Below are 13228 nucleotides of genomic sequence, written 5' to 3' on the forward strand. Positions count from 1 at the left end.
GATGAGCGACATCCGCGTACTCATCGGCGACGATCACCGCATCGTGCGCGAGGGCCTGAAGCAGATGCTGGGCGACCTCTCCAACGGCCTGCCCGCGATGGCCGTGCGTGCCGAGGCGCAGACCGGCCCCGAGGTGCTGGAGGCCGTGCAGGCGCTGGGCGGCCCCGAGGGCCTCGACGTGGTGCTGCTCGACATAGCCTTGCCCGGCCGCGACGGCCTCGACGTGCTGCAGGCGCTGCGCAAGCAGTGGCCCACGCTCCCGGTGCTGATGCTCAGCACTTATCCGGAGAAGCAGTACGCGGTGCGCTGCATCAAGCTGGGCGCCTCGGGCTATCTCAACAAGAGCGCCGATGCCGACGACATGGTCGGCGCGGTGCGCAAGGTCGCGGCCGGCGGGCTCTACGTGTCGGCGGCCACGGCCGAGGCGCTGGCTACCGCCGTGGGCCGGGGCGCCGGGCAGGGCGCCGAGATGCTCTCGCATCGCGAGCATCAGGTGTACCGGCTGCTCAGCGCGGGGCACAGCGTGAGCGAAATCGGTGCGCAGCTGGGCCTGGCGCCCAATACCGTGAGCACATACCGCGCGCGCATCCTCGAGAAGACCGGCACCAAGAACGACGTGGAGCTGGCCCTGTATGCCGAACGCCACGGCAAGCAGGGCGCGAACGGCTGAAAAAGGCCGAAGACACCGCTGGCGTGCACCAGCTTGTAGTGCCAGCCCTACAAGGCCTCGACATCGGCGGCACGATCTGAAGCCGCAAGCTCCGCAAGGGCTCCTGCAGAGCCTTTCCGGCCCGGCGCTTGCAACGGCGGCTGCATCTTTCCAACGAGGTGCACACCATGTCCAGCCCGCACGAACCGACCGCCTGCGATCCCTACGATGCCGACCGGCCATTGAACATGCGCTGCGCCTGCGGGCGCGTGCACGGCGCCGGTGTGTTGCCAGAAGACAAGCTCGAAGCCAGCCTCATGAAGGCGCTGTTCCCCGTCGACAGCGTGCGGCGCGGCTTCCTGCGCGCCGTGGGTGCCAATACCGCACGCGCCGCCATCGCCTCGGTGTTTCCGCTCGGCGCGCTGCAGGCCATGGCACAGGAGAAGGCGCCGCTGGAGAAGACGAAGCTGAAGATCGGCTTCATTCCCATCACCTGCGCCACGCCGCTCATCATGGCGCATCCGCTGGGCTTCTATCAGAAGCAGGGCCTCGATGTGGAGGTGGTGAAGACGGCGGGCTGGGCGCTCATTCGCGACAAGATGCTCAACAAGGAGTACGACGCCACGCACTTCCTGTCGCCGATGCCGCTGGCCATCTCGATGGGCGCGGGTTCCAACGCGGTGCCCATGAACGTCGCGACCATCCAGAACACCAACGGGCAGGCCATCACGCTGGCCAACAAGCACAAGGACAGGCGCGACCCCAAGACCTGGAAGGGCCTGAAGTTCGCCGTGCCCTTCGAATACAGCATGCACAACTTCCTGCTGCGCTACTACGTGGCGGAAGCGGGCCTGAACCCCGACACCGACATCCAGATCCGCGTGGTGCCGCCGCCGGAGATGGTGGCCAACCTGCGTGCCGGCAACATCGACGGCTACCTCGGCCCCGACCCGTTCAACCAGCGCGCGGTGTTCGAGGAGATCGGCTTCATCCACCTGCTCACCCGGGAGCTGTGGAACGGCCATCCCTGCTGCGCCTTCGGCACTTCGACCGAGTTCATCGAGAAGAACCCCAACACCTTCGCCGCGCTCGTGCGCTCGGTGCTCACCGCGTCGGCCATGGCGCGCGATCCGAAGAACCGCGAGCTCATCGCCAAGGTGATCGCGCCCGCGCAGTACCTGAACCAGCCCGAGACCGTGCTCACGCAGGTGCTCACCGGCAAGTTCGCCGACGGGCTGGGCAACATCCGCACCGTGCCCGACCGCGCCGACTTCGACCCGATTCCGTGGCAGTCGATGGCCGTGTGGATGCTCACGCAGATGAAGCGCTGGGGCTACGTGAAAGGCGACATCAACTACAGGCAGATCGCCGAGAAGGTCTTCCTGCTCACTGATGCGAAGAAGCGCATGAAGGACCTGGGCCAGGCCGTGCCCGATGGCGCGTACCCCAAGTTCACCATCATGGGCAAGGTGTTCGACCCCGCGAAGCCCGACGACTACGTCAAGAGCTTCGCCATCGCGAAGACGGCCTGAGCCATGCCGAAGAAGGCTCTTTCGTTCAAGGCGGCGCTGGTGTCGCTGCTGATGTTCCTGCTGCTGGTGGGCGTATGGCAGATCGCGACCGCGCCGGCTGGTGGTACAGCTGCTGCAACGGGCATGACCGCAGAGCAGATCGAATACCAGAAGATGCTCGGCAAGGACCCGACGCAGGGCCAGGTGAAGAGCTCCGGCTTTCCCACGCCCGCCGAGATGGCCGCCACCGCGTGGAAGCACCTGTCGAATCCGTTCTACGACAACGGGCCCAACGACAAGGGCATCGCCATCCAGCTGGCATATTCGCTGGCGCGCGTGGGCCTGGGCTTCGCGCTGGCGTGCGCCGTGGCGGTGCCGCTGGGCTTCGTCATCGGCATGTCGCCGCTGCTGCACAAGGCCTTTGATCCTTTTATCCAGGTGCTCAAGCCGATCTCTCCGCTGGCGTGGATGCCGCTGGCGCTCTACACCATCAAGGACTCGTCGGTCAGCGGCATCTTCGTGATCTTCATCTGCTCGGTGTGGCCGATGCTGCTGAACACCGCCTTCGGCGTGGCCTCGGTCAAGCGCGAGTGGCTCAACGTGGCCAGCACGCTCGAGGTGAAGCCGCTGCGCCGCGCGTTCCGCGTCATCCTGCCGGCGGCGGCGCCCACCATCCTCACCGGCATGCGCATCAGCATGAGCATCGCGTGGCTGGTCATCGTGGCGGCCGAGATGCTGGTGGGCGGCACGGGCATCGGCTACTTCGTGTGGAACGAGTGGAACAACCTGTCGCTCACCAACGTGATCTTCGCGATCCTGCTGATCGGCGTCGTGGGCATGCTGCTCGACCAGGCCTTCGCGGGGCTGCAGCGGAAGGTGACCTATGTGGAGTGAGCGCGCCGGTCTTCCGGCCCGAGGTGAAGCCATGACCCAGCCTGTCGTTTCCGCGGCCGTGGAGGCGCCAGGCGCCCGCGGCTTCCTGCGCGTCGAGGGGCTGGCCAAGGCCTTCGTGCCCGCGCGGCCCGTGTTCGCCGACGTGTCGTTCACGCTCGACCGCGGCGAGTTCGTCTGCATCATCGGCCACTCGGGCTGCGGCAAGACCACCATCCTCAACGTCCTGGCGGGCCTCGACCAGGCCAGCGCGGGCCACGTCTTCATGGACGGGCGCGAGGTGGCCGGCCCCAGTCTGGAGCGCGGCGTGGTGTTCCAGAGCCACGCGCTCATGCCGTGGCTCACCGTGCGCAGGAACATCGCCTTCGCCGTGGTCTCGCGCTGGCCCGAGTGGTCGGCCGCGCAGGTCGATGCACAGGTGGAGCGCTTCGTCGCCATGGTCGGCTTGCAGGCAGCCATCGACAAGAAGCCCTCGCAGCTCTCGGGCGGCATGAAGCAGCGTGTGGGCATTGCGCGCGCCTTCGCCATCAGCCCCAAGATGCTGCTGCTCGACGAGCCCTTCGGGGCGCTCGACGCGCTCACGCGCGGCACCATCCAGGACGAGCTGATGGCCATCGTGCGGCAGACGCAGCAGACCGTCTTCATGATCACGCACGACGTGGACGAGGCCATCCTGCTGGCCGACCGCATCCTGCTGATGAGCAACGGTGCCGACCTGCCGCAGGGCGGTTACCGAGCGGGGAACATCGTAGAGACGGTGGTCAACCCGCTGCCGCGCGAGCGCACGCGCGCGTCGCTGCACCACCTCGACGGCTACTACGCGCTGCGCAACCACATCGTCGACTTCCTCGTCACGCGCGCGAAGGCTGCGTGACCTCGCCTTCACCCCTCTTCATCCTTCATTTCAATCAGGAGAAAACCCGCATGAACCGCAACGACGTCACCGAGAAGATCATCACCGTCAAGGTGAGCAAGGGCATCCAGTGGGCCGACGTAGCGAAGAAGGTCGGCCTTTCGAAGGAATGGACCACCGCCGCCTGCCTCGGCCAGATGACGCTCGACGACAGGCAGGCGAAGATCGTCGGCAAGATCTTCGGCCTCACTGTCGAGGAGCAGAAGTGGCTGAAGGTGGTGCCCTACAAGGGCTCGCTGCCCACGCCGGTGCCCACCGATCCGCTCATCTACCGCTGGTACGAGGTGGTGAGCGTGTACGGCACCACCATCAAGGAGCTGATCCATGAAGAATTCGGCGACGGCATCATGAGCGCCATCGACTTCAGCATGGACATCCAGCGCGAGGCCGACCCGAAGGGCGACCGCGTCAACGTGGTGCTGTCGGGCAAGTTCCTGCCGTACAAGACCTACTGAGCGTATTCGGCCGGTCGCGGCCTCTGCTGCCTGGCAGGCGGGCGCATCGCACCGGCCGTGATGCCGTAGCCCTCGATGGCCCCCGCGATCGAGCGCGCCACCGCATCCACCGACACCGCGATGCGACGGTTGGTGCGCATGCGTTCACGTGCGTAGCTGGCCGCGATGCGCTCGGCCAGCGGATCGATGGGGCCGTGCACGTCGGGGCTCACCACCGTCACGTGCAGCCGGCCGGCATGTTCCTGCCGCAGGCCTTCGGAGATCGCGTTCACCGCGTACTGCGTGCCGTGGTACACCGCCGAGCCCGGCGACAAGCCATGCATGGCTACCGGCGCCACGTTCACGATGTGGCCCCAGCCCTGCTCCTGCATCGTCGGCAGCACCGCCGCGATGCCGAGCAGCACGCCGCGCAGGTTCACGTCGATCGTGAGTTCCCACTCCTCGATCTTGCGGTTCCACAGCGGCGACATCGGCATCACGCCGGCGGCGTTGACGAGCACGTCGATCTGCTCGTGCGTCTCGAGCGCGAATTCGGCAAAGGCTTCCACGTCGGGCCGGTGCGTCACGTCGAGCCGCTGGAAGCTCGCCGTGCCGCCCGTGGCCTCGATCTCGGCCGCAAGTGCAGCGAGCCTGTCCGTACGGCGCGCCCCGAGCACCACCTTGGCGCCGCGCCGCGCAAGCAGCCTGGCGGTCGCTTCGCCGATGCCGCTGCTCGCGCCGGTGATGAGTACGACTTTTTCCTGGATTGTGGTCATGGAGAACTCCTCGTGCTGGTCTGGCTGCCGTGGGGCGCACACTGAAATGAGCGTGAGCCGGGCATGTAGAGAAGTGTGCTTTTTCGCAAGCCCGAAGCGGTAGACGAATCGAACGCGGTTTTTGCCTGATCCTGCAAAACACGCGGCCGGCCGCATCCGGCGCTCAGCGTTGCGTAGTGCTTTCGCGGTAGAGCACCATGCCCGCGTGATACAGCACGCCGTCGCGGAATTCGCCGTCGGCCGTGAAGCCGGTGTCGTCGACGTAGTCGATGTGGTTGCCGCTGAGCATGTAGCGCCCCTGATAGGCGCTGAGGCGCGTGCCGCGCGCTTCGTCGTAGCGGCCATTAGGCAGCAGTTCGTGGCGGATGTGACCGTCTTGTGTCACCCATACGCCCACGAAGCGATTCGGGTCTTCGAGCAACCTGGGACGCTGCGGCTGGGCCTGCGAAGGGCCCGATGCCATGGCGAGGGACAGCGAGAGCACGGTGAGTGCGCCGGTGCGACGCGCGGTGTTCATGGTGCGCCTTGGTTCGTGAATGGAGCGTCCATTCTTGAAAAAAAAGGCGCGACCGGAGCGTTAGTCGCTTCGTGCGAGTTTCTTGCCTGATTCCCCGAAGACCGGTTCGTTGGAGCCAGGGGCCGATGCATCCATCGGTAAGTCGCTTTGCACCATGTCGCAAGGATTGAGCAGGAGCCGGAAATCGCCGATGCTCCGTCGATGGACAACAAGCCTCCCGGGAACACGACCCGCCCGCGCATCTACCTCGCGGGCCCGGACGTCTTTCGCCCCGACGCAAGGGAGCACTTCGTCAGGCTGACGGCCGCCTGCGATGCCGCCGGCCTCGCGGCCCTGCTGCCGGCCGACGGCAACGAAGAGCAGACCTCCGACGCGCCGGAGAAGCAGATCTACGAAGCCAACATGCGGCGCCTTCGCGGCGCGGACGGCGTCGTCGCCAATCTCGCCAGCTTCAGGGGCATGGAGCCCGACTCCGGCACGGTGTTCGAGGTCGGTGCTGCGATTGCGCTTGGTATTCCGGTTGTGGCGTATGGCGTGCCCGAAGGCAGCTACGCCGGGCGCGTGCGTGCCGCGCTGCCGTGCGAGGTCGATGCGAACGGCGTGCTGCGCGAGCGCGGCACCGGCATCGCCGTCGAGGACTTCGGCCAGCAGCTGAACCTGATGCTGGCCTGTTCGATCTGCATCGAGCCTACGCCGGAAGCGGCGTTGAAGAAGATGGCGGAGGTGCTTGCTGCTACCCGGTGACGGCGTCGCGCTGTTCCCGCCGTTCCCTCATCGCCTTGTCCGTGACGATGCAGACAAGAATGTGCGCAAGCGGGATGAGCAGTGGAGTTCCGGAGAAGGCAATTGCGAAGAAGGCATCGGCCTGCGGCGAGCGGCCATAGAGCACGGACGAGAGCGACATCAGTACGCCGACGGCTGCGGCAATGCGAACGCCCCAGGACGTGCGACGGACGCGTTCGACGCCGCCATGCGCGAAGGCGATGGACATTCCCCAGAAGCCATACAGGCCGACGAAAGCCGTCAGCATTGCGAGTTGCTTGATCGACAAGTAGTCGGTGTTGGCGCCGGGAACGCCAGGGACAGTCAGGACCGCACCGAACATGGCGAGCAGGGTAATAGGTGCGCCGATGAACACGAGTTCTGCGATGAAGAGGATCGTGTTGAGCTTTTTCAGCATGAAGTCCTGCAGCGAAAGAAGAGAGGCTGGAAAGCCCTGATGCCGGGCGCAATCGGCGCGTCCTAGGATGGCAGCCCATTTTCACCGGAGCACCGCATGCCAACCACCGAGACCCACTTCGAACTGACCGCCAACGACGGCGTCACGGTGGAGGTCCATCGCTGGCTGGGCACGGTGACGAAGCCGCGCGCGGTCATCCAGCTTGCGCACGGCATGGGCGAGCATTCGCTGCGCTACCGGCACCTGGCCGAATCGCTGGTGCGTGCCGGGTACGCGGTCTATGCGAACGAGCATCGCGGCCATGGCAAGGGCGCGGCCGCGCGCGGCGAACTGGGCGAGTTCGGCCCGCGCGCGTTCTCCGGGCTGGTGGACGACATGGCGCTGCTGAGCCATCACGTGCGCGGCGTGCACCCGGGCCTGCCGCTGATCCTCCTGGGTCACAGCATGGGCTCCTTCGCAACGCAGTACTACCTCGTCGAGCACAGCGCGCTGCTTGCGGGGGCGGTGCTCTCGGGCACCTCGGCGCTCGATCTGCTGGGGGCCGCATTGCAGTCCGGCTTCAAGCTGGAAGACATGAACGCCGCGCTGCCCGATGTTCGTACGCCCTTCGACTGGCTCAGCCGCGATCCGGCGCAGGTCGATGCGTACATCGCCGATCCGCTGTGCGGGTTCACGGTCTCGGCCGAGGGGCTGGGTTCGATGTTCGCGAAGCTGGCCGATCTCACGCCCGATGCGATGCGCAAGAGCATCCGGCCCGAACTGCCTCTTTATCTGTTCATCGGCGACGAGGACCCGGTGAGCAACAAGGCCGAATGGTTCTATCCGCTGGTGCAGCGCTACCGCGAGGCGGGGCTGCGCGACGTGTCGTGCCACGTGTTCGGCGGTGCGCGCCATGAGACGCTGAACGAAACCAACCGCGACGAGGTCGAGGCGGTGCTGCTCGCGTGGATCGCACGGGTGGTGGGGAAGGGCTGAAAGGGCCGAAAAGCCCGGAGCGGCGCGGCGGGCGCCCGACTGCTGCTTACTGCTTCCTGCAGTCGCCGCCCATGGACACGGTGCCGTCCTTGCACTCGGTGAGCATGGGCTCGCCCGGGGCAGGAGGAGCGGCGGCGGGGGCCGTTGCGGCCCCCGCGTCCTTCAGATAAACGACTTTCTTCGTGCCGAGCTCGCAGCTGCCCACCACCTGGCCGTTCGCCGATGCGTTGGCATCGACGACGGTGACGGTGAAGCGCGCCACGCCGCTCGCGGCGATCTTCGATTCGATGCGGGTGCGCAGGGCCTCGCAGTCCTCGGCGGCCGCATGCGCGGTACCCGCCGCGCCGGCCAGGGCCAGCACGGCGGGAAGCATCGCGAGCCAGGAGCGCTTCATGACTGCCACCCGCACGATGTCGACCGGCCTTCTTATGCCGAAGCCAGCGCCGCGTTGAGCGTTGCGCTCGGACGCATCACGGCTTCGAACTTGGCGGGGTCGGCCAGGTAGTAGCCGCCGATGTCCACGGCCTTGCCCTGCACGGCGGTGAGTTCGTCGACGATCTTCTGCTCGTTGGCGGTGAGCGTCTCGGCCAGCTTCACGAAGGCTGCCTGCAGTTCCTTGTCGTCGGTCTGCGCGGCCAGTTCCTGCGCCCAGTACATCGCCAGGTAGAACTGGCTGCCGCGGTTGTCGAGCTGGCCGGTCTTGGGCGAGGGGTTCTTGTTGTTGTCGAGCAGCTTGCCGGTGGCGGTGTCCAGCGTCTTCGCCAGGATGGCGGCCTTCTTGTTGTTCGTCTTCAGGCCCAGGTCTTCCAGGCTCACGGCCAGCGCGAGGAATTCACCCAGCGAGTCCCAGCGCAGGTGGTTTTCTTCCACCAGCTGCTGCACGTGCTTGGGAGCCGAGCCGCCCGCGCCGGTCTCGTACATGCCGCCGCCGGCCATCAGCGGCACGATCGACAGCATCTTGGCCGAGGTGCCCAGTTCCATGATGGGGAACAGGTCGGTCAGGTAGTCGCGCAGGATGTTGCCGGTGGCGCTGATGGTGTCCAGGCCGCGGACCACGCGCTCCAGCGTGTAGCGCATGGCGCGCACCTGGCTCATGATCTGGATGTCCAGGCCCGTGGTGTTGTGCTCGTGCAGGTACATCTTGACCTTGGTGATCAGCTGTGCCTCGTGCGGACGGTACGCGTCGAGCCAGAAGACCACCGGCATGCCGGAGTTGCGCGCGCGGTTGACGGCCAGCTTCACCCAGTCGCGGATCGCGGCGTCCTTGACCTGGCACATGCGCCAGATGTCGCCCTTCTCCACGTCTTCGCTCATCAGCACTTCGCCGGTGTCCAGGTCGGTGATGTTGGCAACGCCGTCTTCGGGGATCTCGAAGGTCTTGTCGTGCGAACCGTATTCCTCGGCCTTCTGCGCCATCAGGCCGACGTTGGGCACGGTGCCCATGGTCTTGGGGTCGAAGGCGCCGTGCCACTTGCAGAAGTTGATCATCTCCTGGTAGATGCGGGCGAAGGTCGATTCGGGCATCACGGCCTTCACGTCCTTCAGGCGACCGTCGGCGCCCCACATCTTGCCGCCGTTGCGGATCATCGCGGGCATGGAGGCGTCCACGATCACGTCGTTGGGCGAGTGGAAGTTGGTGATGCCCTTGGCCGAGTCGACCATCGCGAGCTCGGGGCGGTTCTCGTGGCAGGCGTGCAGGTCGCGCTTGATCTCGTCCTGCGTGCTCTGCGGCAGCGTGGCGATCTTGTTGTAGAGGTCGACCATGCCGTTGTTGACGTTGATGCCCAGTTCGTCGAACAGCTTGCCGTGTTTCTCGAAGGCTTCCTTGTAGAAGATCTTCACGCAGTGGCCGAACACGATGGGGTGCGAGACCTTCATCATGGTGGCCTTGACGTGCAGCGAGAACATCACGCCGGTCTTGCGCGCGTCTTCGATTTCCTTTTCATAGAAGGCCAGCAGCGCCTTCTTGCTCATGAACATGGAGTCGATGACCTCGCGGTCGAGCAGGGCGACCTTGGGCTTGAGCACGATGGTCTTGCCGCTCTTGGTCAGCAGCTCCATCTTGACGTTGCGCGCGCGGTCCAGCGTCATGGACTTCTCACCGTGATAGAAGTCGCCGCCGTGCATGTGCGAGACGTGCGAGCGCGATGCCTGGCTCCAGTCGGCCATGCTGTGCGGGTTCTTGCGGGCGTATTCCTTGACGGCCTTGGGTGCGCGGCGGTCGGAGTTGCCTTCGCGCAGCACGGGGTTCACGGCGCTGCCGGTGCACTTGTTGTAGCGCGCGCGGATGTCCTTGTCCTCGTCCGTGGTCGGGTTCTCGGGGTAGTCGGGGATCTTGTAGCCCTTGCCTTGCAGTTCCTTGATGGCGGCCTTGAGCTGGGCGACCGAGGCGCTGATGTTGGGCAGCTTGATGATGTTGGCTTCGGGCTTGAGCGTGAGCTTGCCCAGTTCGGCCAGGTTGTCCGGCACTTTCTGGTCGTCGCTCAGCAGCTCGGGGAACTCGCCCAGGATGCGCGCCGCCACCGAGATGTCGCTGGTTGCCACGTTGATGCCGGCCGGGTTCGTGAAGGCGCGGATGATGGGCAGAAACGCGTAGGTCGCCAGCAGGGGCGCCTCGTCGGTAAGGGTGTAGACGATGGTTGGTTGCTTCGAGCTCATGCGCTTCTTCCGTAGATCCTGGTTGTCGGGGTGGCTGGAACTTCCGGCTGTCGGGCGGTAGCCCGCTTTTTCCCGGAATCCCCGATTGTCGCCCGCCGGGACCGGGTTTCGCCATGCGGGTTGCGAAGCCCCCGGCGCGAAGCGCGTCTTAACGGGGTTCCGGCTGGCCGGATGCCTCTTTTTCGAGCATTTCACGGGCCAGGTCGACGAAGGCGCGCAGCTTGGGCGCCTGGGCGGCGCGGCGCGGAAAGTACAGGAACAGCCCCGGCTCCTCGAAGGCCGAGCGCGGCAGCAGCCGGCGAAGGCGGCCCTCGCGCAGCTCGGCGCGCACCAGCGGCTCGAAGATGTAGGCGATGCCCACGTCGGCCAGCGCCAGCTCCCGGGCGTAGAGCGCATCGGTGACGCGCACCGTGCCAGGCACCTCGACCGAGACGTGGGCGCCGCCCTCGTCGCGCAGGTCCCAGGCGTAGACGCCGCCAGAGGTGACGAAGCGGAATCCGATGCAGTTGTGCTGCTGCAGCGCCTCGATGTCGCGCGGCTCGCCGGCCAGTTCCAGGTAGCGCGGCGTGGCCACCATGATGGCCTGGAAGGGCGGGGTGAGCCGCACGGCCACCATGTCCTGGGCCACGGTGTGGCCCAGCCGCACGCCGGCGTCATGGCCGCTGGCCACGATGTCGGCCAGGCCGTCGTCGCAGGTGATCTCTATTACCAATTCGGGGTGGCGGCGCGACATCTCGGCCACCAGCGGCGTCATGACCAGCGGCAGCGCCACGTGCGGCGCGTTGATGCGCAGCACGCCGCCCACGCGCCCCGACGATTCGCCGAAACGGTCGACCGCGTCGGCGATCTCGCCCATGGCGGGCGCCAGCATGGCAATGAAGCCGACGCCGGCCTCGGTGAGCCGCACGCTGCGGGTGGTGCGCGCGAAAAGCGGCTGGCCCAGGTGGTCCTCGACGGCGCGCACTGCATGGCTCACGGCCGAGGCGCTCATGCCCAGTTCGGCCGCGGCGGCGGCGAAACCGCCGCGCCGGTGCACCGCAAGCACGATGGCCAGGTGCGGGAGCAGGGTGCGGTCCATTCATGCATCGTATCGCAAGGTGCATTCGATTTGAACCGTCTAGTCGATGAATGCGGTTGATGGAACAGTCACGCCATGCCTTCACGGCAACCCATCAACCCTCAAGGAGCAAGCCTCATGACCACCACCGCCAACAACGCTTCGCAAGCCCGGGCCCGCAAGACCTGGTTCATCACCGGCGCCGCCTCCGGCTTCGGCCACGCCTTCGCCGAACATGCGCTGGCGCAGGGCCACAACGTCGTCGCCACCGCCCGCGACGCCGCCCGGCTCGCCGACCTCGTGGCGCTGGCGCCCGACCGTGTGCTGGCCACGCCGCTCGACGTGGACGCGGCCGGCGCGGCCGAAGCCGCCGTGCAGGCCGCGGTCGAGCGCTTCGGCCGCATCGAGGTGCTGGTCAACAACGCAGGCTACGGCGTGGTCGGCGCGCTCGAGGAGACGCCCGACGCCGAACTGCGCGCGCTGATGAACACCAATTTCTTCGGCGCCATGGCCGTTACCCGCGCCGCGCTGCCGGTGCTGCGCGCGCAGAAGTCGGGCGCCATCGTCAACATCTCCAGCCTGGGCGGGCAGCTGTCGTTCTCGGGCTTCAGCGCCTACTCTGCCTCCAAGTTCGCGCTGGAAGGCGCCTCGGAAGCGCTGGCGCAGGAAGTGGCGCCCTTCGGCATCAAGGTGCTGATCGTCGAGCCGGGCCAGTTCCGCACCCAGCTCGCGGGCAGCGGCATGCGCCACATGCCCGTGATCGAGGCCTACCAGCCGGTGGTGGGCGCCACCCGCGAGTTCGCGCACAGCATGCACAACACGCAGGCCGGCGATCCGCGCAAGGCCGCGGTGGCCATCGAGAAGGCACTGGACGCCGAGCACACGCCGCTTCGCCTGCAGCTCGGCGACGATTCGGTCGACGCCGTGCGCGCCCATGCGCAGGCGATGCTCAAGGACATGGAAGCCTGGGAGTCCGTGAGCCGCAGCACGAACTTCGACGCGACCTGAAGACGGGCTTCAGGCGAGGGGCAGTTCGATGGTGGCCGCGAGCGGCACGGTGTCGATGCGCGCCGCACTGGCCACGATGACTGCCCGGCCCTGCTGCCCATCGAAGCCGGAAAGCGTGCTCCAAAGGCAGCGCGTCGACGGCATGTCGAGCCCGGCCGTGGGCTCGTCGAGCAGCACGAGCGGCCGGCCCGACGCGAGCCCGGCCGCCATCCACACCTTGCGCTTCGAGCCGGTCGAGAGCATGAACATCTTCTTGTCGAGGTGCGGCGCCAGCGAGAAGCCCTCGGCAATGGCCTGCCACTTCGCTTCGTTGAAACCCGCGTCGCCCTCGGCGAGCGAAGCGGTGCATTCGCGGGCCGTGAGCTGGTCGAAGCGGTCGGTCACGGGGTCGACGAAGAACACCTGGCGGCGGTATGCCTCGGGCGCGGTGTCGAGGGTCGCTCCCGCCACCGCCAACCGGCCGGAAGAAGCGGGCAGCATGCCGGCGATCACCTGGAGCAGCGCCGACTTGCCGGTACCGGTATCGCCATAGAGCAGCGTGACGCCCGGGCCGATGGATGCATTCCAGCCAGACACCAGCGGCGGTTGGTCGGGGTAGGCGAAGCTCAGCGCGTCGATCCGGAGAAGGGCGGGAGAAGAAGGATTCATGGTCGCGTGCG

At 66.7% G+C, this 13228-nt stretch carries 15 protein-coding genes; 8 read left to right on the forward strand and 7 right to left on the reverse strand.

The window, feature by feature from the left end:
• The first annotated feature begins 1 nt into the window (after position 1).
• The 5 genes from EJP69_RS12335 (at position 2) to cynS (ending at position 4419) form a co-directional block, all read left to right on the forward strand.
• Entirely contained in the window at positions 2-670 is a 669-nt protein-coding gene (locus EJP69_RS12335; RefSeq protein ID WP_093205249.1) for a response regulator transcription factor, read from the forward strand.
• A gap of 227 nt (positions 671-897) precedes the next feature.
• Positions 898-2181, forward strand: coding sequence for a CmpA/NrtA family ABC transporter substrate-binding protein (locus EJP69_RS12340; RefSeq protein WP_420824217.1), 1284 nt, complete (start codon positions 898-900; stop codon positions 2179-2181).
• Positions 2182-2184: 3 nt separating this feature from the next.
• Positions 2185-3054 carry a nitrate ABC transporter permease gene (gene ntrB / locus EJP69_RS12345; protein ID WP_126470347.1) on the forward strand — a complete coding sequence of 290 codons (870 nt, stop codon included), beginning with the start codon at positions 2185-2187 and terminating at the stop codon, positions 3052-3054.
• Positions 3055-3085: 31 nt separating this feature from the next.
• Complete coding sequence (locus EJP69_RS12350; RefSeq protein WP_126470349.1) at positions 3086-3925, forward strand: ABC transporter ATP-binding protein; 840 nt, start codon at positions 3086-3088, stop codon at positions 3923-3925.
• A 50-nt stretch (positions 3926-3975) separates the two neighbouring features.
• Complete coding sequence (gene cynS, locus EJP69_RS12355; protein WP_093205239.1) at positions 3976-4419, forward strand: cyanase; 444 nt, start codon at positions 3976-3978, stop codon at positions 4417-4419.
• On the opposite strand, the gene EJP69_RS12360 is transcribed toward cynS, so the two are convergent.
• Positions 4413-5174, reverse strand: coding sequence for an SDR family oxidoreductase (locus EJP69_RS12360; protein WP_126470351.1), 762 nt, complete (start codon positions 5172-5174; stop codon positions 4413-4415). The two genes, cynS and EJP69_RS12360, sit on opposite strands and share 7 nt — an antisense overlap.
• A 163-nt stretch (positions 5175-5337) precedes the next feature.
• Positions 5338-5691: an Atu4866 domain-containing protein gene (locus EJP69_RS12365; RefSeq protein WP_240652126.1), complete on the reverse strand. Its 354-nt coding sequence runs from the start codon at positions 5689-5691 to the stop codon at positions 5338-5340.
• A 201-nt stretch (positions 5692-5892) separates the two neighbouring features.
• Between EJP69_RS12365 and EJP69_RS12370 the strand changes: the two genes are divergently transcribed.
• Positions 5893-6435, forward strand: coding sequence for a nucleoside 2-deoxyribosyltransferase (locus tag EJP69_RS12370; RefSeq protein WP_126470353.1), 543 nt, complete (start codon positions 5893-5895; stop codon positions 6433-6435).
• On the opposite strand, the gene EJP69_RS12375 is transcribed toward EJP69_RS12370, so the two are convergent.
• Complete coding sequence (locus tag EJP69_RS12375; RefSeq protein ID WP_126470355.1) at positions 6425-6871, reverse strand: hypothetical protein; 447 nt, start codon at positions 6869-6871, stop codon at positions 6425-6427. The genes EJP69_RS12370 and EJP69_RS12375 overlap by 11 nt on opposite strands.
• 96 nt (positions 6872-6967) lie before the next feature.
• Here EJP69_RS12375 and EJP69_RS12380 point away from each other — a divergent pair, with 96 nt between their 5' ends.
• Positions 6968-7846, forward strand: a complete 879-nt coding sequence (locus EJP69_RS12380; RefSeq protein WP_126470357.1) for an alpha/beta hydrolase — start codon at positions 6968-6970, stop codon at positions 7844-7846.
• A 46-nt stretch (positions 7847-7892) separates the two neighbouring features.
• On the opposite strand, the gene EJP69_RS12385 is transcribed toward EJP69_RS12380, so the two are convergent.
• The 3 genes from EJP69_RS12385 to EJP69_RS12395 form a co-directional block, all read right to left on the reverse strand.
• Positions 7893-8240: a DUF1161 domain-containing protein gene (locus EJP69_RS12385; RefSeq protein ID WP_126470359.1), complete on the reverse strand. Its 348-nt coding sequence runs from the start codon at positions 8238-8240 to the stop codon at positions 7893-7895.
• 32 nt (positions 8241-8272) lie between these two features.
• Positions 8273-10504, reverse strand: coding sequence for an NADP-dependent isocitrate dehydrogenase (locus EJP69_RS12390; protein ID WP_126470360.1), 2232 nt, complete (start codon positions 10502-10504; stop codon positions 8273-8275).
• 148 nt (positions 10505-10652) lie between these two features.
• On the reverse strand, positions 10653-11582 hold the full coding sequence (locus tag EJP69_RS12395) for a LysR family transcriptional regulator (RefSeq protein ID WP_126470362.1): 930 nt from the start codon (positions 11580-11582) through the stop codon (positions 10653-10655).
• 117 nt (positions 11583-11699) lie between these two features.
• On the opposite strand from EJP69_RS12395, the gene EJP69_RS12400 reads away from it, so the two are divergent.
• Positions 11700-12569: an oxidoreductase gene (locus tag EJP69_RS12400; RefSeq protein WP_126470364.1), complete on the forward strand. Its 870-nt coding sequence runs from the start codon at positions 11700-11702 to the stop codon at positions 12567-12569.
• 9 nt (positions 12570-12578) lie between these two features.
• On the opposite strand, the gene EJP69_RS12405 is transcribed toward EJP69_RS12400, so the two are convergent.
• Positions 12579-13217, reverse strand: coding sequence for an ABC transporter ATP-binding protein (locus tag EJP69_RS12405; protein ID WP_126470366.1), 639 nt, complete (start codon positions 13215-13217; stop codon positions 12579-12581).
• Positions 13218-13228 lie beyond the last annotated feature (11 nt).

This window comes from Variovorax gossypii, from assembly GCF_003965815.1.
GTDB lineage: Bacteria > Pseudomonadota > Gammaproteobacteria > Burkholderiales > Burkholderiaceae_C > Variovorax > Variovorax gossypii.